Here is a 23,886-nt window from a genome sequence, read left to right on the forward strand (position 1 = left end):
AATAGTTCCACTCCCTTCGTATTAGATGGTTAGGTATAGGTAATATTTATTTGCCAAAGATGTCTTTCAGCGCATCTTTAACATCGTGGATGGCCTTGATTGACCATTTCCAGCCTGCGTTAAAGCCATCTTTGAAATCGCTCCACCAGCCACCACCAAAGGTGTCTAGCATCTCTTTTTCATTCATAAAATTTACTCCTTCGATGTTACTTAAGGTATTTTTCATTTGATTATTTTTTTAATGGTTAGATAGAAATTTACAGACCTAAAATGGGAAGAACTACAGGTGCATAGAAAACCAAGGCAACGACAGCCGCTACTCCACAAATAAAACCTAAGGTTTTCCAAAAACCACCGCCTTCGATAGTTAGTGATTCAAAATAAGAGAGCTCAGTTGCTCCCATTAAGGATAAATTTAAAAATTGCTTTTCCATGAGGTCAAGTATTTTAATGGTTAGAAAATGATTTTATGTATCCGCGAAATACTTGACAAATATGAAAAAAGAATCATTTATAACAAAGTCAGTTGGCGACTTATTTTGTTGATTACCAATATGTTGATAATTTGTGTTACAATGGATATTATTTTCCCCCTCCCAAAATTCGATATAGATTAACCGAATTGATCCATCTTTTGCGATTGATTTCGAGTAATTCTAATTCCGATTTTAAAGCATTTTGTTGGGTAGTCAATACTTCCAAGTAATTGGCTTGAGCGGAAGTAAACAATGTTCTTACCGTGGAAATCGATTCTTTGGTTAAACGCACTTCGCGGTCTTTAAGGATGCTCATATTTTTTAAGTAATTAAGCGATTTGAATTGAGCGTCCCATTCTAAAAATCCCGTTAGGAGTTTTTTCTGATAGTTCATTTCAAGTGCTTGTACTTTCATGTTGGCTTTACCAATTTCAGACAATACCATGGTTCGATTTAATATGGGTTTACTTAGGCCTGATAAAAATGAAAATGCAATGGAAGAAGGCAGTTGAAATAAATATTCCGGTCTAAATCCTTGAAATCCAATCATTCCTGTTAAAACAAGACTTGGTTTTAACGATTTTTCAGCACTTTCTTTATCGGAAATTTGGGCTAACAACTCCAATTTTGCTTGCTGAATATCTAATCTGTTTTCTAATTCATCAATTTCAATGGTTTGGAAATCTGTTTGATTCATCTTTTCAAATTGAGAAAATGCACTTCGAGATATAATTGCACTAGGGTCGTTTAACCACTGTTTTAGGGAATTTTCTAAAAAAATAATTTTCTGAAAAATTTCACCTTCTTGCGCCTGCGTATTCAACCATTGTGCTTCAAATTGTTGAACCACACTTTCATTTACAATGCCTGCTTGTTTTTGAATTTTAACCAAATCCAACGCATTTTTTTGAATTTCAGTATTGAATTTCAATATCTCCAATTCTTTGTCTAATGCGATTAATTGCCCATATAATGAAGCGACCTCTGAAATGATATTTGTTTCATACCATTTTTGCCCTACTTCACTTGCTAAAAATCTATACGCACTTGCTTTCTTTTTTTTCGCTAATTTACCCCAAATATCCAATTCCCAGGTGCTTTGAAAACCAAGGAAAACGTCAGGTAAAATCTCTGGAATAATTTGATCTTTGGTGATATTGGGCGAAAATTGTGTGTCGTAATTTCCAATGCCATCCATCGTATATTTTCCAAATTTTCTTAAGCCAGGTTGTAAAATAAGCGAAGCATTTGGCGACAATAAACCCCTATCTTGTATGTATTGTTGGCGATTGAGCGAAATCGACAATTGATTCATTTTGACATCCAAGTTATTGCTAAGTACTTTTTCTATCAAATGGCTTAGTGAGGAATCTGCTTTCCAAAAGGTTGTTACCTTGGAAATTCCAGCTTTCACTTCTTTTGAACCCATTTGATGCAGCTCTTGATTTATTTTCGTTGTTCTACGAATCACGTTTTGCTGACAAGCAACAAAAAAACCAGATATGATTATGATCAGAAAGACTTGTTTCATCTTTTTTTATTTAATTGTTTTCTTTGATAAAGAGGCAAAAATCACATACAAGCTCGGTATAATGAGTAAACCACCCAAGGTTCCTAAAATCATACCCCCTGCCGACGCCGTTCCTATGGTTCTGTTACCGATCGCTCCTGCTCCAGACGCCATCATTAATGGAATTAGTCCAGCTACAAAGGCAAAGGATGTCATTAGAATGGGCCTTAAACGAGCGTAAGCGCCAAGCTTGGCTGCTTCTATGATGCTTAAACCTTCTTTCTGTTTTGCTATGGCAAATTCTACGATAAGTATAGCGTTTTTACCCAATAATCCTACCAGCATAACCAAGGCAACTTGTGCATAAATATTATTTTGCAATCCAAAAATGTATAGGAATAAGTAGGTTCCAAATGCACCAATGGGTAAAAATAATAACACAGGAAATGGAAGTAAAAATGATTCGTATTGGGCCGATAAAAGTAAATACACAAATAGTAGACAGATTCCAAAGATTAAAATGGTTTGATTTCCTGCCAATTGTTCTTCTCTTGTCATTCCAGACCATTCCAAGGTAAACCCTTTTGGTAGGCTTTTTTGTGCAACAGATTGGATGGTTTTTAAAGCATCTCCAGAACTGTAGCCATCCCTCGGTTCTCCATTCACCATCGCTGAAGTAAACATGTTAAATCGAGTATATTGCTCTGTTCCATATACCCGATTGATTTTCACAAAAGAAGAATAGGGCACCATTTCATTGTTTTTGTTTTTCGCATACAATTGAAGAATGTCTTCTGGACTAATTCTATAACGAGGGTCAATCTGTACCATGACTTTGTACATTTGTCCAAAACGAATGAAATTGGTGGCATAAAAGCTTCCCAGAAGCGTTTGCAAATTATCCATAGCAGATAAAATACTAACTCCTTTTTGCGCAGCAGCTTCCTGGTCTACTTCCAATAAATATTGCGGAAAAGTTGGATCAAAACTCGAGAAGGTATTTTGAATCTCTTTTTGTTTATTTAATTCATTGGCAAAGTTTTTTGTGACTTGCGCTAATTTTTGTATGTCACCACTTCCTGTTCTATCCTGAATTCTGAATTCAAATCCAGAAGCATTACCAAATCCAGGTACTGCCGGTGGTGGGAAAAATTGAATGCTCGCATCTTTGATGGCAGATGTTTTTTGATTGATTTCTTTTAAAATATCATCAATTTTTTGATCCCTTTCTTCCCAAGGTTTTAGCGTTATAATTCCCATTCCATAGGAAGCCCCTCCTCCATCAGTCAATAAACTAAAGCCTGCCAAACTAGAAAATGATTCAATGGAAGGAATGGATTTGATCATGTTATTAACTTGATCCATTACTGCTTCTGTTCTTTCTAAAGTGGCTCCTGCAGGGGTGGTGGCATTCACGTAAATGGTTCCTTGGTCTTCAGAAGGTATAAATCCTGTAGGTACTAATTTTACAATAATCCCCGTAGCTATGATAAATACAAATAGTGAAATCCAAGTAATTGATTTTTTTGAAATAATTTTTCCAATCATCGATAAATATTTTGTTGCAATATTTCCATATACAATGTTGAATTGGATAAAAAATTTGCCTAATAAACTGCTATCGTTTAAATGTGGTTTTTTAAGAAATAATACGCACAGGGCTGGAGTTAAGGTTAATGCAGTTAATCCAGAAAGAGCAATGGATATAGCCATAGTAACTGAGAATTGTCGAAAGAATACTCCAATGGGACCCGATAAAAATGCCACGGGTACAAACACAGCACCCATGACTAAAGTAATTGCAATAATAGCCCCTGAAATTTCATGCATGGCTTCTTGGGTTGCTGCTAATACAGGCATATCTTTCTCCTCCATTTTGGCATGCACAGCCTCAACAACAACAATTGCATTGTCCACAACAATACCAATCGCTAAGACCAAAGAAAATAAAGTAAGCAAGTTAATAGAGAAACCAAAAGCCATCATAAAAGTAAACGTTCCAATTAATGAAACTGGAACGGCAATGACTGGAACCAAAGTGGCACGCCAATCTTGCAAAAATAGAAATACTACTAAGGCTACTAAGATGAAAGCTTCAATCAATGTTTTTATTACTTCATCTATGGATGCATCTAAAAATCTAGAGACATCGTAGCTAATAGTGTATTTCATACTAGGTGGGAAAGAGGTCTTTTTTAGTTCATCTAAACGATTTTTGATGTTAGAGATTACCTCTGCTGCATTGGACCCAGGCCTTTGTTTTAGTAAAATTGCAGCAGAAGGCTTACCGTTTTCTTTCGATAGTACATCGTAATCTAATGAACCAAATTCTACATCTGCGACATCTTTTAATCTCAGTATTTTGCCATCTTCGGATGATTTGATGATTAAATTTTCATATTGAGATACTTGAGTGAACTTCCCCGTGTACCTTAAAACATATTGCATGGATTGCGGATTTTTTCCAGAACTCTCGCCAATTTTCCCTGGTGCAGCCTCTACATTTTGATTTTTCAACGCTTGAACGATATCATCTGCAGATAATTTGTAAGCAAAGAGTCTGTCGGGATGTAACCAAATTCTCATGGCATACTCTCTTTGTCCCATGATATCGGCAAAACCCACACCGTCAATCCTCTTTAATTCAGGTAAAACATTGATATCGGCAAAATTATAAATGAATTTTTCGTCTATTTCTTTGTCATCGCTCAATAAATTGACGTAAAGCAACATACTGTTTACTTCCTTTTCTGTAATTACGCCAGCTTTGATTACTTCTTCTGGTAATTCATCTAAGACGGTTTGTACCCGAGTTTGAACATTCACCGCAGCTACATCAGGATCTGTACCGACTTGAAAATATACTTGGATAATACTCGTGCCATCATTTCCAGAAACAGATGTCATATAGGTCATCCCTGCAACACCATTAATTGCTCTTTCCAAAGGAGTGACAACAGCCTTCGCACAAACTTCTGCATTGGCACCTGTGTATTTTGTGGTGACAGTGACCGCAGGCGGAACAATATCTGGAAACTGAGTGATAGGCAGCTGATTAGCAGCAATAATACCTAGCAATACAATAAATATGGAAATAACAATGGATAATACGGGTCTTGAAACTAGTTTTTGTATCATGTCTATTCTCCTTTTAATTCTTCTATAATCGATTTCATGGATACAAATTGACTCTTTATTTTGTCACCTTGTTTGACCAATTGTATACCTTCCATTAATATGGAATCTCGTTGACTAAAACCAGATTTCACTAAGTAAAAGTGTGGAATTCGTATGTTGGGAATAATACTTTTCATTTTTACTTGCCCATTTTCGTCTTTGACAAAGACGTAGTTTTTTTCTTGTATCTCAAAAACTGATTTTTGAGGAATGATCCAATGTTTTTGAATTTTTTTCGGAAGTAAAATTTTGCCTGAAGAGCCATGTCGTAATAAAAATCCTTCATTTGGAAAGCGTGCACGGAATGCAATACTTCCTGTGTTTTTGTCAAATTCACCTTCGATTGTTTCTACCAAACCTTTAAATGGATATTTTTCGCCATTGGCCAAAACCAGTTCTACATGAGATTTTTTGTTGACATCCTCCGTATCTTCAGAAAATGCCAAGTATTCCTTTTCTGAAACATTGAAATACGCATACATTTCTTTGGTATCTGAAAGCGTAGTCAACAATGTTCCCTCGTCAATTAAACTTCCTCGTTTAAAAGGTAGTCGGTCGACAATCCCATCAAAGGGGGCTCTAATATTAGAATATTCTACTTTTAATTCCGCACTTCTTACATGCGATAAGGCTTCTTCCTTTTTAGCTTTTAAACCATCTACTTTCGTAATCGCAATCGCTAATTGATTGGCTGAAATCACATTTTTTTCTACCAAAAGTTTGGTATTAATCAAGCTTAACTCCTCAGCTTTTAACTCGGCGATGGTTTGATTAAATACAGCCTTTGCCCTAGCAAGTTCAGATAAATAATCTTGATTATTGATCGAAAACATGATTTGTCCTTTTTTGACAAATTTGCCTTCATCAACGTGAATTTTGTCTAAATATCCTTTTACTCTCGCCCTTATTTCGATGTTTTGAATGGCATGAATATCGGCCACGTAATCTTGATCTATCAAAGTGTCAATTTGAATGGGAGTACTTATTTTTAATGTGTGCACTTCATTCGTATTGTTTGATTCCTCATTTGAACAAGACAAAGCGATGGATATCGTAAATAATCCTAGGAGTATTCTGCTGTATTTAATCATTTTACTTAGGTCTATTTTGTTGTTTGTATGATTGATGTTTCGTTGTAGAACTATCTTTCCAGCTTAAAAGGGCTTTCCTTTTTCTGTATTTTGGACTTTGATTCTGATCAATTTCTTCCATTTGACCATTTTTAATTTCTTTTTTTAAATGGATTAGATCCTTTAACTTTTTATTCAATTGCGCTTTATAATTGGCTGTTTGCCCATATAGGTTATTAATCCCCAATGCAAATAGGCAAATCAGCCATAATCTGATTTTCATCTTTATCAATGTTAAACAAAGATTAGTTAAACGACCTAAGTCACTTAGCTATACTTTTTGCGAGAAATGATTGATTTTGTTTCTTAAATTATCTAAATGCAATGATTAAGATAATTGGGGAGGGGGTGATAGGAGTTCTAACTGAACATCCTTGACAAAAAACAGAAAATCTGAATTATTTAGAATAAGCAATTGTCTTAAAAACGAAAAATTTACAGTATTAGCGGCATAAAAAATATCTTTGATCTCCTCATCAGCGGAATCATCAAAGTCGCCTTCATCTTCTAAATCGATGATAGAAAGAGAGGAAGATTCTTCCCATTTCAACACATTTTTTTTGACATTCAGCATCATCCCGTCTTGAATAAGAAGGAAACTGAATGTCAAAATATAAAATGCAATGAGTTTTTTCATTTCTAATTAAACGATTCAACTGGTGAATTGTTTTTATTTTATTTCTTCAAATGGTACATAATCACCATCGTCTGTTGGGTTTTTTGTACTTGTTGTTTTCTTTTTGGGTGGAACGTAATCTATATCGATACTTCCTTCTTTTTTTGCTCGTTCTTTTTCTCGGAACATATTTTCCGATTGGTATTTATGCACCTGAGTTACGATATAGCCTTTAAATAAGAATTTAAGTAAAGGTCTTATTACATAAATGAACAAGAAAATTAAACCTAATATTTTAAGCATAACAATGTTTTTGCTATTAACGACTCAAATACAAATTTCGTTCCCCATATACTTTTCTGAAGAATTCATCTTTAAGATCATCAATGAAATAAATCGCTTCTCCGGTTGATTTCATTTCTGGCCCTAATTCCATATTTACATTTGGGAATTTGTTGAAAGAAAACACAGGAATTTTAATCGCGTATCCTTTTTTAACTGGTTTGAAATTAAAATCTTTTACTTTCTTGTCTCCAAGCATCACCTTTGTTGCATAATTAACATAGGGTTCTTGGTAGGCTTTGCAAATAAACGGAACGGTACGTGAAGCTCTTGGATTCGCTTCAATGATGTAGACCACTTCGTCTTTGACTGCAAATTGAATATTTAATAGTCCTTTGGTACGTAAAGCAACAGCAATTTTTCTAGTATGATCCTCTATTTGTTTAATCACATTTTCCGATAAATCGAAAGGAGGTAACACCGAATGCGAATCACCGGAGTGAATACCTGCGGGTTCAATGTGTTCCATGACACCAATGATATAAACATCTTCTCCATCGCAGATGGCATCCGCCTCTGCTTCAATGGCATTTTCTAAGAAGTGATCTAAAAGGATTTTGTTTCCAGGAATATCTCTTAAAATATCCACCACATGTTGTTCCAATTCTTGTTCGTTGATAACGATTTTCATCGATTGTCCTCCCAAAACATAACTCGGACGAACTAATAATGGATAACCTAATTCACGACCTAATAATACGGCATTGTCTGCATCTTCACAAACACCAAACTTAGGGTAAGGAATGTTCAAGTCTTTTAATAAACTGGAGAAGGCACCTCTATCTTCCGCTAAATCTAGGGCTTCAAAAGAAGTACCAATGATTTTTATACCATATTTGGAAAGTTTTTCAGCTAATTTCAAGGCTGTTTGACCACCTAATTGTACGATGACACCTTCAGGCTTTTCATGTTGAATGATGTCATATACATGCTCCCAAAATACAGGTTCAAAATATAATTTGTCAGCTATGTCAAAGTCGGTAGAAACAGTTTCTGGATTAGAATTGATCATGATGGTTTCATAACCCGCTTCTTTTGCTGCCAATACCCCGTGTACGCAAGAGTAATCAAATTCAATACCTTGGCCAATTCGGTTAGGACCTGAACCAAGTACTACTACTTTTTTCTTTGGAGTTACGACCGATTCATTGTCAACCAATCCATCACTTTGCCCAAAGGTAGAATAATAATAAGGCGTTTTTGCTTCAAATTCAGCCGCACAAGTATCAACACATTTGTACAAACGTTGTATACCTAAGTTATTTCTCTTGTCATAAACCTCAGATTCTAAACATCTTAAAGCATGTGCAATTTGTCTATCTGCAAAACCTTTGTGTTTTGCTTCCTCCAATAATTCTTTTGGAATAGAACTTAAAGAACATTTTTCAATTTCTTTTTCAACACGAACTAAGTCTTCAATTTGATTTAAGAACCATTTGTCGATTTTCGTTAATTGTTGAATGGTTTTGAACGAAATACCCATTTTAAAGGCATCGTACACATGGAAAAGACGGTTCCAAGAAGGATTCGCCAAAGAATGCATGATTGCATCTTGATCTCTTAATTCTTTTCCGTCGGCTCCTAGTCCATTTCTTTTGATTTCCAATGATTGGCAAGCCTTTTGTAAAGCTTCTTGGAAATTTCTTCCGATTCCCATCGTTTCACCCACGGATTTCATTTGTAATCCCAAAGAGCGATCAGCACCTTTGAACTTGTCAAAATTCCATCTAGGAACTTTCACAATCACATAATCCAAAGCTGGCTCAAAATACGCCGAAGTGGTTCCTGTGATCGCATTGGTTAATTCATCCAAATTGTATCCAATGGCCATTTTAGCGGCAATTTTTGCAATAGGATAACCAGTTGCTTTGGAAGCTAAGGCCGAAGATCTAGAAACACGAGGGTTGATTTCAATTGCAATGATATCATCTGTTTCAGGATGAAGCGCAAATTGCACATTACAACCTCCTGCAAATTTACCTATGGCATTCATCATAAGAATCGCCATGTCTCTCATTCTTTGGTAAACGGTATCTGGAAGGGTCATTGCTGGAGCAACAGTGATTGAATCTCCAGTATGAATACCCATTGGATCAAAGTTCTCGATGGAGCAAATGATGATAACGTTACCTAAATTATCTCTTAAAAGCTCTAATTCATATTCTTTCCAACCCATGATGGATTGTTCAACCAACACTTCATGTGTTGGAGAAGCATGTAAACCTTTGTTTAAAGCTGCATCAAAATCTTTAGGATCATTGACAAAACCACCTCCTGTTCCACCTAAGGTGAAAGATGGGCGGATAACCAATGGAAATCCTGTTTCTTGTGCTATTTCTTTTCCTTCCAAAAAGGAGCGAGCTGTTCTTCCTTTACAAACTCCTACTCCGATTTCCAGCATTTTTAAACGGAATTTCTCGCGATCTTCTGTTGTTTCAATGGCCTTAATGTCTACTCCAATGATTTTTACACCATATTTTTCCCAAACTCCAGCTGCATCACAATCGATGGCTAAGTTCAAAGCTGTTTGTCCTCCCATGGTTGGTAAAACAGCGTCAATTTGATGCCTTTCAAGGATATGGATGATGGAGGCACGATCCAAAGGTTTCAAATAGACATGATCCGCATTCATAGGATCTGTCATGATTGTCGCTGGATTCGAGTTAATTAAAATTACTTCGATTCCTTCTTCTCGTAATGAACGAGCAGCTTGAGAACCAGAATAATCAAACTCGCAGGCTTGACCAATAACAATAGGACCAGAACCGATAATTAGGACGGATTTTATGGAAGAATCTTTTGGCACAGTATAGAATTAAATATGATAAATAATCTTATGTTTTTTGAAGCTATTTGGCTTAGGCTCAAAAATTGTACAAAGTTAGTTCAAGAAGCTTGAATTGGGAAGGAATAATGAAAATAAAATTGGAGTTTTTTTAATTAAGAAAAAACTTCTAAAAGCATTGCAAAAAAACCTTTATTTTTGACAATTAAAATCAATTCTGTGGTAAAAATTTTGGTTGCTTGTGATGAGAATAGAGTTATTGGAAAAGATAATGCTTTGATTTGGCATTTACCTGCTGATTTGAAAAGGTTCAAAGCATTGACTACGGGAAATGCTATTATTATGGGTCGCAAAACCTTTGATTCCATCGGAAAACCTCTGCTAAATCGAATCAACATTGTTATTACTCGTCAAAAGGATTATAAAGTGGAAGGCGTAGTGGTGGTAAATTCTTTAGAAGAAGCTTTATTGAAAGCCAGGAGTTTGAGCAGAGGGGATATTTTTATCATTGGGGGTGCTGAAATTTATCAAATGGCGATGGAAAAAGCAGATGAAATTTTGCTCACACGTTTGCACGATATTTTTGAGGGAGATGCCTACTTTCCTGAAATTCTGGAAAGAGAATGGAAAAAAGTAGATCAAATCAAAGGAGATACTGATGAGAAAAATCCTTATCAGTATAGTTTTATTACATACCAACGAATTCATGAATAAAATAGCTCTATCCGATACTCCGATTCGAATTGATGATTATTATCCTTTGTTGCAAAGTGATGAAGCTGGTGGGATTTGTCTATTTATTGGAACCATTCGAAATAAAAATTTAAACAAAGAGGTAAAAGCTTTGGATTTTGAAGCCTATTCACCCATGGCGGTTAAGCAAATTGAACGTTTAATTGAAGCGGCAAGAGCCCAATGGCCTTTGAATAATGTGGTAGTCATTCACCGGACTGGTGCATTGGATATTGGAGATATTGCAGTTTTAATCGGCGTTTCCTCTGTTCATCGACCAGAGGCATTTGCTTCTTGTCAATGGCTGATTGATCATCTCAAAAAAGAAGTCCCCATCTGGAAGAATGAATTCTATGAAGATGGATCCAATTGGTTGGTACCGAATCCGTAGGAGAGAGAAAAGAGGTAAAAGGTAAGAGGTAAAAGGTAAAAGTTAATAGGTAATAGGAGGGGACAAATTTTCTTGATTCTACTTTCTACCTCTTTTGACTTCGGAGCTTCAAAAGGCTCGAGACCGTGCTCGGTCAAACCCTCATTGTGGTAAAAAAAAGTTAAAAATAGCTTTAACTAATTGTAAATGAGGACAAAGCAAAAAGTCTTTTTTGATATAATCAATTTATCAAATAACTGAACTTTTTAACTCGTAAATTGCAGGGGGTAAGGGGACGCATTACCCCTTAAAAAAACAAAATCAGAATCAATAACAGAAAACTTATATTTTAGGGTCGGAAACTTATAAAGATAGGTATTATCAACCAAAATGGATGAATGCCCCCAAATTTCAATTTTTAATTCATCTTAATAGGGTCTTCTCTTAAAAACAAAAAAGCCAACTCTTGCGAGCTGGCCTTTTTTATAAAAATAAATATCAAACCTATTTTTTCTTCTCTTTAACACGAGCAGCTTTACCTTGCTTGCCTCTCATGTAGAATAAACGTGCTCTACGAACTTTACCACGACGTAATACTTCGATTTTATCGATGTTTGGTGATAAGATTGGGAAGATACGCTCTACGCCAATTCCGTTAGAGATTTTACGAACTGTGAATGACTCACCAGCTCCAGAGTTTTTACGTTGGATAACTAATCCTTGGAAAACCTGGATACGCTCTTTATTTCCTTCACGAATCTTAACGTGAACATTGATGGTGTCTCCAGCTGCGAATTCAGGATGCTCAGCTCTACGAGCGGCATTTTCTGCTTCAACTAATTTAATTAAATCACTCATTTTAATAATTTTTGTTTGTACAACTTTGGTGATTATCAGCACTTAGCGGTCCATTTTGTACATAAGTAAACTGATTTGGGTTGCAAAGATAAGAATTGTTTTTTAAAAATGAAATACTGAACGAAATCATTCTTTATTTTTCAACTTTTCTTACATTTTTATTGATGGTATCGGATTCGATGAGTCCATCACGGAGACGAATGATTCGATGTGCATATTGAGCGATATCATCTTCGTGTGTTACCATCACGATCGTATTTCCTTTTCTATGGAGTTGATCAAATAAATCCATGATTTCATAGGAAGTCTTTGAATCTAAGTTACCTGTTGGTTCATCCGCTAAAAGAATGGATGGGTCATTGACTAAAGCGCGCGCAACAGCAACTCTTTGTCTTTGTCCACCAGAAAGTTCATTGGGTTTATGAAGGGATCTGTTTTCTAAGCCGACTCCTCTTAGAGCATCCATGGCTTTTTCGATGCGATCTTTTTTAGAATATCCAGCGTAAATCAATGGAAGTGCGACATTATCTAAAGAAGATTGTCGAGGTAATAAGTTGAATGTTTGAAAAACAAATCCAATTTCTTTGTTACGAACAGCGGCTAATTCATTTTCAGACATTTCGCTGACGTCTTGATTATTCAAGATATATTTTCCTGAAGTAGGTGTGTCTAGGCAACCAACGATATTCATTAAAGTGGATTTCCCTGAGCCAGAAGGCCCCATGAAAGCAACATATTCACCTTTATTTACGGAAATACTAATATCTTTCAATGCATCAATTACCTCATCGCCCATAACATAGCGCTTAGAGATATTGATGGTTTCAATAATTTTAGTCATTGTGTTTATTGGATTATTTTCAGAGCTCGACTGAATATCAAAATTAAGACCATTTATCGATTTATTGATTATTTTTCTACCAAAGTACTTTCTGGGGGATGAGTTGGTGTAGGAAAGGATGGGTGGATGTTATAGGCGGGTAATAAAAAAGCCTCCAAGTACTTGGAGGCTTTTAATTATCTAAAAAGTGCTAGAATTATAATCCTTTTGCTTTTTTCACAACTTCGTCAGCGATGTTTTGCGGAACGAATTCGTAGTGAGAGAAAGTCAATGATGCAGTAGCACGACCTGAAGACATTGTACGTAAATCAGTTACGTAACCAAATAATTCAGATAAAGGTACATCTGCTTTCAAGATTACAGCACCTTGACGAGAATCCATACCTTTCATGATACCACGACGACGGTTTAAGTCACCTGTGATTGGTCCAGTATATTCGTCAGGAGTAACTACGTCAACGGCCATGATAGGTTCCATTAATTTCGCACCTGCACTTTTCGCTGCTTCTTTGTAACCCATACGAGCGGCTAATTCAAATGATAATGAATCAGAATCGACATCGTGGTATGAACCGTGGAATAAACGAACTTTCATTGAATCCATTGGGTATCCAGCCAAAGCTCCTGTTTTCATTGCTTCTTCGAATCCTTTTTGAACTGCAGGGATAAATTCACGAGGAATCACACCACCTACGATATTATTAACAAACTCCAAACCTGGTTTTTCGTCATCTCTTGGTCCGATTTCAAATACGATATCAGCAAACTTACCACGACCACCTGATTGTTTCTTATAAACCTCACGGTGTTCTGTCGTTTTAGTTAATGATTCTTTGTAAGCTACCTGCGGAGCACCTTGGTTTACTTCTACTTTGAACTCACGACGCATACGGTCGATGATGATTTCTAAGTGAAGCTCACCCATTCCTTTGATAATGGTTTGACCAGTTTCTTCGTTTGATTCAACTTGTAAAGTTGGATCTTCTTCGATCAACTTAGTAATTGCTTTTGAGAAGTTATCAGCATCAGCTGTTTTCTTAGGCTCAATAGCATATCCAATTACTGGCTCAGGGAATTCCATTGCCTCAAGGATGATTGGGTTTTTCTCATCAGAAAGAGTATCTCCTGTTTTGATATCTTTGAAACCAACTACCGCACCAATATCACCAGCACCTAAGCGCTCGATAGAGTTTTGTTTGTTAGCGTGCATTTGGAAGATACGAGAGATACGCTCTTTATTTCCAGAACGGTTGTTCAAAACATAAGAACCAGCATCTAAACCTCCTGAATAAGCACGGATAAAACATAAACGACCAACATAAGGGTCAGTTGCAATTTTAAATGCTAATGCAGCGAATGGCTCAGATTCACTTGGTTTTCTTAAAACTTCATTTCCTGTGTTAGGATCAGTTCCTCTAACACCTTCTTTATCCATTGGAGAAGGTAAGATAGCCATTACATAATCCAACATTGTTTGAACTCCTTTGTTTTTGAAAGAAGAACCACAAACCATAGGAACGATTTTCATTGAGATAGTAGCAGCACGTAAAGCAGCTAAAATTTCATCTTCTGTAATTGAAGTAGGATCTTCGAAGTATTTTTCCATCAAAGTCTCATCAAATTCAGCTACCGCTTCTAATAATTTTTCACGGTATTCAGTCGCTTCTTCCAACATATCGTCTGGAATAGGTACTTCTGTAAATGTCATTCCTTTGTCATGCTCGTTCCACTTGATACCACGGAAGTTAACTAAGTCAACTACACCTTCAAATGTATCTTCAGCACCGATTGGCAATTGAAGTGGCACAGCGTAGCTACCTAACATTTCTTTCACTTGCTTACACACGTTTAAGAAGTCAGCACCAGAACGGTCCATTTTGTTAACGAAACCAATACGAGCTACATTGTAGTTGTCAGCTAAACGCCAGTTTGTTTCAGATTGAGGTTCAACACCATCCACTGCAGAGAACAAGAATACTAGACCATCCAATACACGTAAAGAACGGTTTACCTCTACTGTAAAGTCAACGTGACCTGGAGTGTCAATAATGTTTACGTGATAGTCATTATCACGGTATTTCCAACCAACTGTAGTTGCTGCAGAAGTGATCGTGATACCACGCTCTTGCTCTTGCTCCATCCAGTCCATTGTTGCGGCTCCATCGTGAACTTCACCAATTTTGTGGCTAACCCCAGCATAATATAGGATACGTTCCGTTGTGGTGGTTTTCCCCGCATCAATGTGCGCAGCAATACCGATGTTTCTAGTAAATTTTAAATCGCGTGCCATTTTAAAAGGTTGATTATAAATATTGTTTTTTTAACTCTTACTAAATAATCAAGAACTTGGACAACATTTTTAATGCTGTTCGTTTAGGTTCTTATTTAGGGGTGCAAAATTACTGAATCTTAATTAAATACAAAAGTTTTTTATCAATGTTTACAAGCTTTTTACAATTGATTTACCCAAGATGCTGTTTTGCGTGCTCAGAGCCTTTACTTTTAGCAGAAAAAAAGATTTGTACGAAGTGTATTTCGATGCTTCCTAGACCAGGTTTGTTTCTAAATTCCCCCAATTGGTTGTCAAATAAAATGGGGGGATTAGTTGATTATCAGGATGTTCACGCTTTTTTTCTTTTTTCTGAAGGGGCAAGGGTGCAAAAATTGATGCATCAGATTAAATACAAGGGGCAATTTGAATTAGGGGAGTTTTTGGGTGCTTGGTGTGGATCTGAATTAAGTAAGTTTCCTAATTCCTTGGATTATGATTGGATTATTCCCATTCCTTTGCATCAAAAACGATTCATTGAAAGAGGGTATAATCAAGCAGCTTGTATTGCTAAAGGTATGAAACCTTTCCTTCGAGCAGAATTAAACAATGAAATTCTGATTAAAACTACTTATGCTCATTCTTTGACTCAACAAAACAGGCAAGATCGTTTCTCTACCTTAGAGGCTATTTTTGAAGTTCAAAATAGTCATTTGATTCAAAATAAGCATGTATTGATTGTGGATGATACATTGACAACGGGCGCCACTTTGATATCTGCTGGTGAGAAATTACTTGATGCAGGTGCTGGTAAAATTTCGTTTTTGGCCTTGGCGGCGTTGAAATGATAAATCGCAGAGACGCATGGCCTGGTGGAAACGCATGACCTGATAGAAACTCGCGGGCCGGTAAAGACGCACGGCCGTGCGTCTCTACCGGCAAACGATATTATTTATTGGTACCTGCAGCGATCATCGCACATCTGAATCCGATGGTTGCTGTGGATGAATCTTCATTTAAATAACGACGTGTACCTGGTGCTAACCAATAGGCCACGTCTGCCCAAGATCCACCTTTGTAGACACGTACTTTGTTATCAATCAATGAATTGTTATTCTTTTTGTCGTAAAGTGTTTGTCTGTCTAACACATCATTTCTACGAACTGGATTTAAATCATTGAAATCTTGGAATGACAATGGGCGATATAAGTCCTGAACCCACTCATTCACATTACCTGCCATTTGGTATAAACCGAAATCGTTCGGTGCATATTTGTAAACTTCGGTAGTTATAATCGCTCCATCGTTAGATTTGCCTGCGATACCCGCATAATCTCCTCTTCCTCTTTTGAAATTAGCTAACATAGAACCTTGTCCTTTCCCATTGGGTTGGCGTAAAGAAGGGCCATCCCAAGGATAAATACGTTGATTACCTTGATTTTCATCCTCTTGTTGAGTTCCAATCATGGCCTTGGCTGCATATTCCCATTCAGCTTCTGTCGCCAAACGATAAGATGGTAAAATTCTTCCAGATTCAATAGTCAAACGCGCAGGAGTATTGGTCCTAGTTCCAGCGGCAGCAGCCTTTTTAGCATCTGCCTTGCTAACTTTTACGGGTTTGTCTCCACCTGCTAATTGTTTGTTGACTACAGCAGTTCTCCAAGTACAAAAATCATTGGCTTGCTTCCAAGAAACACCTACCACCGGGTACATTCGGAAACCTGGGAATCGTAAATATTGTTCTACGTAAGGGTCATTAAATGCTAAATCATTTCTCCAAACTGTTGTGTCTGGTAAGGCAGATTCATAAAAATCTTGGGTAGAATCTTTTTGAACAGCATATAAATATTCTAAATAGTGCACATTCGCAATTTCAGTTTCATCCATGTAAAAAGATTGTACAGAAACCGTTCTTTCAATATTATCATGCAATCCTAAGACATCTTCCTCTAGGGATCCCATGGTAAAACGACCTCCTTCAATGAATACCAAATTAGGGCCAATTAATTGTCCACTAAATTTTTTATCTACTTGAAAGCCACCTTTTTGATTGTATGCTATACCTGTAGCTGTCGATTTTCCACCAATGTTTACACTACTTGGTTTACTATTCTTTAAGCCACTTGGGCAAGAAGTTAGAAGGAATAAACTTGCTATAAACATGCAAGCCAATTGAATTTTAGCAATCATTTATCTATTCTTTTCGATCTTATTGTAAAAACAAAATTAGGCATTTGATATAATTGCTCAAAATTAGCCCAAAATATCCACTAAAATAGTATTTAATTCTTGAATACTATCAATTTTTTCTATTTGTAAAATTAATTTACCCGCTTTTTCTCTTAATTGACACTGGCTTTTTCTGGCATTCACAAAGCCAATAACTTTCCCTACAATGTTGTTTGTGAGATTTTGATGCGCTTCAGAGGAAACGAAATGAAGTTTTAAATTATTGTTTTTGAGTAAGATTTTTTCAATACCTAAAACTTGTGCCTTCCAACGAATTTTTACTAATTCAGTTAAATCTTTGACTTCCAGTGGCATTTCTCCAAAACGATCTTGAATTTCTGAAATAAATTCATTCAAGGTTTTTTCATCTTCAATTTCATCTAAACGGGTGTAAAGAGCTAATCGTTCTGAAATACTTTGTATGTATGTTTCTGGAATTAAAACACGTAAATCTGTCTCAATTTGGCAATCTACCTTTAAAGTTTCCGCTAGTTGATTTAAATCTGTTTCAAATAAGGCTCTAAATTCATTTTCCTTTAATTCCTGAACTGCCTCATCCAAAATTTTGTGATACATATCATATCCCAAGTCATTGATGAAACCACTTTGTTCTGCACCGAGTAAATTCCCAGCTCCACGTATATCTAAATCGCGCATGGCCACTTTAATACCATCTCCTAAATCAGAAAATTCTTCCAATGCGCTCAATCTTTTACGAGCATCGCTGGTTAAATTTGAAAGAGAAGGCGTTACCAAATAACAATAGGCTTTTTTATTCGAGCGACCCACTCGACCACGCATTTGATGTAAATCTGAAAGTCCAAAATGATTGGCATTGATGATGAAAATGGTATTGGCATTCGGAATGTCTAGGCCAGATTCGATGATATTCGTAGCCACTAAAACGTCGTAATGCCCTTCTATGAAATTCATCATGACTTTTTCCAACTTGTCTCCGTCCATTTGTCCATGTGCAACACCTATTTTTGCATCAGGAACTAATCGTAAAATTCGATTGGCTGTGCTTTCCAATTCACCAATTCGATTGTGCACCACGAAAACTTGTCCACCTCTCAGTAATTCTTCTCTTACCCCATCCCTCAATAGTTCATCACTTAAAACCACTAATTTAGTTTCAACAGGTTGCCTATTGGGTGGAGGAGTGGCAATGATGGATAAATCGCGGGCTCCCATGAGCGAAAAATGAAGCGTTCGAGGAATTGGGGTAGCTGTTAATGTTAGTACATCCACATCTACACGCATTTCTTTTAAGCGATCTTTTACTTTCACGCCAAATTTTTGTTCCTCATCAATAATCATTAATCCAAGATTCTTAAAGGACACATCTTTGTTGACCAATCGATGAGTACCAATCAAAATATCTGTTTCGCCACTTGCTACTCGAGCCAACGTTTCTTTGATTTGTTTATCAGATTTGAAACGGTTGATGTATTCCACTTTACAAGGAAATGCAGCTAAACGATCATGAAAGGTTCTAAAATGTTGCATCGCTAACACCGTTGTTGGTACCAATATGGCAACTTGTTTGGAATCAGCAACTGCTTTAAACGCCGCCCGAATAGCTATTTCTGTTTTACCAAATCCAACATCACCACAAACCAATCGATCCATTGGATGTGGTTTTTCCATATCTGTTTTCACATCTATGGTAGCTTTTGCTTGGTCAGGGGTATCCTCATAAATGAAGGATGATTCTAATTCCGCCTGTAAATAGGTATCTGGTGAAAACGCAAAACCTGGAGCAGATTTTCTTTTGGCATATAAAGCAATCAATTCTTTGGCAATGTCTTTTACTTGCTTTTTGACCCTGGATTTTTTGTTCTCCCATTCGGGTGAGCCCAATTTGGACATGCTTGGCGGTGCACCTTCTTTGCCAGAATATTTAGAAATTTTATGTAATGAATGAATGGAAACAGAAAGAACATCGTCATCTCTGTAAATTAATCGAATAACTTCTTGTTCTCCATTGGCTGTATCAATCAAATTTAATCCAGCGAACCGTCCGATTCCATAATCGATGTGCGTGACAAAATCACCTACTTGAAGACTTCTAAGTTCCTTTAATGTAAGCGCTTTATTTTTGGAGAATTTATTTTTTTCTTTGAATCGGTGAAATCGCTCAAATAATTGATGATCCGGATAAAACGCGATTTTTTGATGTTCATCTACAAATCCTTCCCTCAAAGAAATCAATAAAGGTTTAAACTGTATACTTGTATTAATTTCATTGAAAATTACTTCTAATCGTTCAAGCTGCCTTGGTGATTCTGAGCAAATGATATTTTGAAACCCCAGTGTTTGGTTATCCAATAAAGTTTGAGCCAATCGATTAAAATCTTTTTGAAACGAACCTGGATTTTTAGAAGGATAATCGATGGATTGAGCATTTTTTGAATAGGCCCTTTTCCCGAATTCAATACAGGTAAATTGTTTTAATGCAGTTTGTAATTGTTTTTTATCATCCCAACGTTCTTTGGGTTCATTGATCACTTGAATATTTCCGCTATTTGAAGTTATTTTTTCAAAATCATCTGTTGCCTTTTGGAAAATTTTATCAGCAATGTCCAATAATGAATTTTGGTCTTTTAACCATATAACTGATTGTTTGGGAAGAAATGAAAAAAAGCTTTCTCTTGTTTCTTGAACTAATTTAGTCTGTACATCCGGAATCAAATGCATGGCTGAAACCGATGTGATGGACAATTGTGTTTCAGGGTGAAAGGTTCGAATGCTTTCTACTTCATTTCCGAAAAAATCTAATCGATACGGATATTCAGCTGCATATGAAAACACATCTAAAATACCTCCTCTAACAGAATATTGACCTGCTTCATAGACAAAATCACTTCTTTCAAAATCGTATTCATTCAAAGTTTCAGCTACAAAATTGATATCAATTTTATCTCCTACACGGATTGAAAGAGTGTTCTTAATTAAGGACTTTCGATTAATAACTTTTTCCGTTAATGCTTCCGGATAAGTGACTAACCAAAGTGCCTGTTCGTGATAATTACTCAAAACATTCAAAACTTCCGCACGCATTAATACGTTTGCGTTGTCAACCTCTTCCCATTCGTACGGTTTTTTATGCGACATTGGGAAAAGTAAAACGGAAGAATCGCCGACTAAAGCCTGTAAATCATTTAATAGATATTGCGCTTCCTCTTTATCTTGACAAACAATAAAAAATGGATTTTTCTTTTCTAGGCTAGCCATCAAAACGGCATCTAATGAGCCGCATAGCCCTTTTAGATGAAATTTCTCTCCCGCTTGGGCAGTATGAATTTGTTCGGAAATGGTTTGAATAATTCCGTCTGATTTATAATGAGCAATAAAATCTTTTACTATCATAATTTACCTAAGTGGTAAGTTTTTTTTGTTCAGGCTTGCAAAGGTAGGAAATTTTGTATCTTTGTGCATCCACAAAAAGGGGTGCCTTTAAATAAAGGCTGAGATTATACCCATAGAACCTGATGCAGGTAATGCTGCCGAAGGGATTTTGTAGAGATTTTAGCGCTGAAATCTCAAGAAAATCGTAAATATGAAGGGTGTTATGTTAAATTCAAACAGGATTTGACTCCTTTACCTGTTGTTAAACATTTCAAAAATGAAAGTATTAACGACACGTGTTTCGTACACACTATTGCTTTGTTTGTTTTTTGTACAAGTTTTTGCACAAAAAAATATTGCCCGCGTAGACGGCCGAATTGTAGATAAAGAATCGAATGCACCTCTTTGGGGCGCTACAATTCTTTTAGAAGGTACTCAAAAAGGTACCTTATCAGATGCTAAAGGTAATTTTTATTTAACAAATGTTCCTTCAGGTGCTCGAATCATCGTTCGTTACCTTGGGTATCTTGAATGGAAATCTGCCATTAAGGATGGCTTGCAAACCATTTTCTTAGAAAAAAGTAATTTTTTAAATGATGAAGTAATTGTCCAAGGTACAAGAGCAAGTTCTTCTTCAGCGATGGCCTACACGAACGTAGGAGCAGAGGAGTTGAAAAAGAGTAATTTGGGTCAAGACATGCCCATATTATTACAATTCACGCCTTCTATCGTCACTACTTCTGATGCTGGAGCTGGTGTTGGTTACACAGGCATTCGAATCAGGGGTTCAGATGCCTCCCGTGTAAATGTTACGATCAACGGAATTCCGGTCAATGATTCGGAATCTCAAGGAACCTATTGGGTTAATATGCCCGACTTCGCATCTTCGGTTGCATCTGTACAAATTCAGCGAGGAGTTGGAACTAGTACCAACGGTGCTGGGGCATTTGGTGGTTCTGTGAATATGCAGACTAATGAGTTTGAAAAAGAGGCCTACGGTGAAGCTTCCGTTTCAGGAGGATCATTTAATACCCTAAAATCTACTTTAAAATTTGGATCAGGATTATTAAATGGCAAATTTACTTTGGATGGTCGTGTATCACGCGTAGTTTCAGATGGCTATTTGGATAGAGCTTCTTCTAATTTACGTTCATTGTACGTTTCAGGAGCATATTTTGGGGATAAATCCATGATTCGAATCAACTTTTTTACAGGAAAAGAAAAGACTTTTCAATCTTGGTATGGAACTCCAGAAAGCAGAGTAAACGGAGATGTGGCGGGCATGAATGCCTACATTGAACGAAATTGGTTGAGTGATGAGGATGCTAAAAATTTATTAACGAGTGGCAGAACCTACAATTATTACACCTATCCCAATCAAACGGATAATTATGCACAAGATCATTATCAATTATTGTCGCATCATACTTTAAATTCCCAATGGAACATGGATGTAAACTTTCACTATACCTATGGAAGAGGCTATTATGAAGAGTTCAAAGTTTATGATGATTTGACGAAATACGATTTAAAGCCATTTGTTTCGCAAGGACAAACAGTAGAAAGTACGAATATCATTCGACAAAAATGGTTAGACAATGATTTTTACGGAAGTACTTTTGGATTGAACTATGATGGTTCAAAAGGCTTTAAGTTTACTTTCGGAGGCGCATGGAACAAGTATGTGGGTAGACACCATGGAGATGTAGTGGGTGGCGACGTCCCTTCTGAGTATTTGGGTAAAAGATATTATGAGAGTCATAGTCAAAAAACGGATTTAAATCTTTACACCAAGGCCAATGTTGCCATTTCAGAAAATTTGGATGCGATGATTGACTTGCAATATCGTACCGTTGGCTATATCATGGCAGGAATTGCAGACAAGCGACAAGATATTTCACAAACCAATACCTATTCATTTTTTAATCCAAAATTAGGCTTAACGCAAAAATTGGGAGAAAAAAGCAGCGCTTATGTGTCGTATGCTGTAGGAAGTAAAGAGCCAGGTCGACAAGATTTTGTGGACAATCCAACTAAAAAACCAAGCTCTGAATTTTTGATGGATTATGAAGCAGGTTTCATTCAAAAAGGAACAAAAGTCTCATTTCAATTGAACGGATATTGGATGAATTACAAAGATCAATTGGTTTTAACAGGCAAATTGAACAGTGTTGGAGAACCGATTCGTCAGAATGTAGCTTCTAGTTATCGGTTAGGATTGGAAGGTAATTTTACTTGGAAGATTTCCAATCGTTTAACATGGCAAGGAAATGCAACAGTGAGTCAGAACAAGATTGACAATTTTGTGGAATACATTACTGATTACGACACCAATGAAGAAAAGGCGATTTCGCATGGAACAAGTACTATTTCTTATTCACCATCATTGATTTCAGGAAGTACATTGACTATAACAACTGGTCGATTGTCGACATCCTTTTTAACGAAATATGTTGGAAAGCAGTACTTAGACAATACATCTGATGAGGGTCGTAGCATAAAAGCATATTTGACGCAAGACATCCGTTTTGCTTACCCAATCACAACAAAATGGACCAAGCGATTGGATTTTACGTTGTTGTTAAATAATGTAGCGAATAGCTTATATAGCTCAAATGGATACACCTACAGTTATATCTACGACGGAAAAACTATTACAGAGAATTTTTATTATCCGCAGGCAGGGTTTAATTTCTTGGCGGGTTTAGTGATTCGTTTGTAGAAACGTGTTGTTTTAGTATGACAGAACTACAAGTTCGAATCATAGTCCGCACTCAGCGCAGCTGAGCGCGAGTGTTTACACGCTCGGCTGTGCCGAGTGTGGACTATTGACAAAATTTGCATTACTCACGCTCAGCTTTGCTGAGTGTGGACTATTGACAAAACTTGAAGTTTTGGTATTTCGAACTGAAAGTTCTAATGATTATACGTAACTGATTTTGTCGAACTAAAAGTTCGAATTATAGTACGCACTCAGCGCAGCTGAGCGCGAGTGCTTTCACGCTCGGCTATGCCGAGTGTGGACTTTTGACAAAACTTGTTGTTTTGGTATTTCGAACTGAAAGTTCTAATGATTATACCCAACTGATTTTGTCGAACTAAAATTTCGAATCATAGTACGGACTCAGCGCAGCTGAGCGCGAGTGTTTACACGCTCGGATATGCCGAGTGTGGACTTTTGACAAAACTTGTTGTTTTGG

Annotated in this window: 18 protein-coding genes and 1 riboswitch; of the genes, 4 read left to right on the top strand and 14 right to left on the bottom strand. The window is 36.6% G+C overall.

Translation table 11 applies throughout. The features are described 5' to 3' along the window. Nucleotides 1-46 precede the first annotated feature (46 nt). The 9 genes from V7S79_RS06150 to carB all read right to left on the bottom strand — a co-directional run bounded on the left by V7S79_RS06150 (nucleotide 47) and on the right by carB (nucleotide 10,057). Nucleotides 47-226 (bottom strand): hypothetical protein, encoded by a 180-nt coding sequence (locus tag V7S79_RS06150; protein WP_459489683.1) that lies wholly within the window; start codon nucleotides 224-226, stop codon nucleotides 47-49. A gap of 31 nt (nucleotides 227-257) precedes the next feature. Further along, complete coding sequence (locus V7S79_RS06155; RefSeq protein ID WP_459489684.1) at nucleotides 258-434, bottom strand: hypothetical protein; 177 nt, start codon at nucleotides 432-434, stop codon at nucleotides 258-260. Nucleotides 435-582: 148 nt separating this feature from the next. Continuing rightward, the gene (locus V7S79_RS06160) at nucleotides 583-2,007 is read right to left on the bottom strand and encodes a TolC family protein (RefSeq protein ID WP_459489685.1); all 1,425 of its coding nucleotides are present in this window, start codon (nucleotides 2,005-2,007) and stop codon (nucleotides 583-585) included. Between the two features lie 6 nt (nucleotides 2,008-2,013). After that, nucleotides 2,014-5,124: an efflux RND transporter permease subunit gene (locus V7S79_RS06165; RefSeq protein ID WP_459489686.1), complete on the bottom strand. Its 3,111-nt coding sequence runs from the start codon at nucleotides 5,122-5,124 to the stop codon at nucleotides 2,014-2,016. 2 nt (nucleotides 5,125-5,126) lie between these two features. Beyond that, nucleotides 5,127-6,254: an efflux RND transporter periplasmic adaptor subunit gene (locus tag V7S79_RS06170; RefSeq protein WP_459489687.1), complete on the bottom strand. Its 1,128-nt coding sequence runs from the start codon at nucleotides 6,252-6,254 to the stop codon at nucleotides 5,127-5,129. Between the two features lies 1 nt (nucleotide 6,255). Continuing rightward, nucleotides 6,256-6,516: a hypothetical protein gene (locus V7S79_RS06175; protein ID WP_459489688.1), complete on the bottom strand. Its 261-nt coding sequence runs from the start codon at nucleotides 6,514-6,516 to the stop codon at nucleotides 6,256-6,258. 105 nt (nucleotides 6,517-6,621) lie between these two features. Further along, nucleotides 6,622-6,930 (bottom strand): hypothetical protein, encoded by a 309-nt coding sequence (locus V7S79_RS06180; protein ID WP_459489689.1) that lies wholly within the window; start codon nucleotides 6,928-6,930, stop codon nucleotides 6,622-6,624. A gap of 33 nt (nucleotides 6,931-6,963) precedes the next feature. Further along, entirely contained in the window at nucleotides 6,964-7,212 is a 249-nt protein-coding gene (locus tag V7S79_RS06185) for a hypothetical protein (RefSeq protein WP_459489690.1), read from the bottom strand. A 16-nt stretch (nucleotides 7,213-7,228) separates the two neighbouring features. Next, nucleotides 7,229-10,057 (bottom strand): carbamoyl-phosphate synthase large subunit, encoded by a 2,829-nt coding sequence (gene carB, locus V7S79_RS06190; protein WP_459489691.1) that lies wholly within the window; start codon nucleotides 10,055-10,057, stop codon nucleotides 7,229-7,231. A 177-nt stretch (nucleotides 10,058-10,234) separates the two neighbouring features. Between carB and V7S79_RS06195 the strand changes: the two genes are divergently transcribed. Further along, a complete protein-coding gene (locus V7S79_RS06195; protein ID WP_459489692.1) occupies nucleotides 10,235-10,750 on the top strand; it encodes a dihydrofolate reductase in 516 nt (171 codons plus the stop codon). After that, complete coding sequence (locus V7S79_RS06200; RefSeq protein ID WP_459489693.1) at nucleotides 10,743-11,159, top strand: molybdenum cofactor biosynthesis protein MoaE; 417 nt, start codon at nucleotides 10,743-10,745, stop codon at nucleotides 11,157-11,159. Before V7S79_RS06195 ends, V7S79_RS06200 begins: the two co-directional genes overlap by 8 nt. Nucleotides 11,160-11,642: 483 nt before the next feature. Here the strand turns inward: V7S79_RS06200 and rplS are convergent, their stop codons facing one another. The 3 genes from rplS to fusA all read right to left on the bottom strand — a co-directional run bounded on the left by rplS (nucleotide 11,643) and on the right by fusA (nucleotide 15,127). Further along, entirely contained in the window at nucleotides 11,643-11,996 is a 354-nt protein-coding gene (rplS, locus tag V7S79_RS06205; protein ID WP_459489694.1) for a 50S ribosomal protein L19, read from the bottom strand. 133 nt (nucleotides 11,997-12,129) lie between these two features. Beyond that, nucleotides 12,130-12,837, bottom strand: a complete 708-nt coding sequence (locus tag V7S79_RS06210) for an ABC transporter ATP-binding protein (RefSeq protein WP_459489695.1) — start codon at nucleotides 12,835-12,837, stop codon at nucleotides 12,130-12,132. Nucleotides 12,838-13,033: 196 nt separating this feature from the next. Further along, on the bottom strand, nucleotides 13,034-15,127 hold the full coding sequence (gene fusA / locus V7S79_RS06215; protein ID WP_459489696.1) for an elongation factor G: 2,094 nt from the start codon (nucleotides 15,125-15,127) through the stop codon (nucleotides 13,034-13,036). Nucleotides 15,128-15,429: 302 nt separating this feature from the next. On the opposite strand from fusA, the gene V7S79_RS06220 reads away from it, so the two are divergent. Then, on the top strand, nucleotides 15,430-15,954 hold the full coding sequence (locus V7S79_RS06220) for a ComF family protein (RefSeq protein ID WP_459489697.1): 525 nt from the start codon (nucleotides 15,430-15,432) through the stop codon (nucleotides 15,952-15,954). A 100-nt stretch (nucleotides 15,955-16,054) separates the two neighbouring features. Here V7S79_RS06220 and gldJ read toward each other — a convergent pair whose 3' ends face one another. Both gldJ and mfd read right to left on the bottom strand, forming a co-directional pair. Beyond that, a complete protein-coding gene (gene gldJ, locus V7S79_RS06225) occupies nucleotides 16,055-17,296 on the bottom strand; it encodes a gliding motility lipoprotein GldJ (RefSeq protein ID WP_459489698.1) in 1,242 nt (413 codons plus the stop codon). 63 nt (nucleotides 17,297-17,359) lie between these two features. Continuing rightward, a complete protein-coding gene (mfd, locus tag V7S79_RS06230; RefSeq protein WP_459489699.1) occupies nucleotides 17,360-20,707 on the bottom strand; it encodes a transcription-repair coupling factor in 3,348 nt (1,115 codons plus the stop codon). Between the two features lie 67 nt (nucleotides 20,708-20,774). After that, nucleotides 20,775-20,870, top strand: a riboswitch (TPP riboswitch). 93 nt (nucleotides 20,871-20,963) lie between these two features. On the opposite strand from mfd, the gene V7S79_RS06235 reads away from it, so the two are divergent. Continuing rightward, nucleotides 20,964-23,408 carry a TonB-dependent receptor gene (locus tag V7S79_RS06235; RefSeq protein WP_459489700.1) on the top strand — a complete coding sequence of 815 codons (2,445 nt, stop codon included), beginning with the start codon at nucleotides 20,964-20,966 and terminating at the stop codon, nucleotides 23,406-23,408. The last annotated feature ends 478 nt before the right edge of the window (nucleotides 23,409-23,886 follow it).

Source organism: Aquirufa sp. ROCK-SH2 (assembly GCF_054558315.1).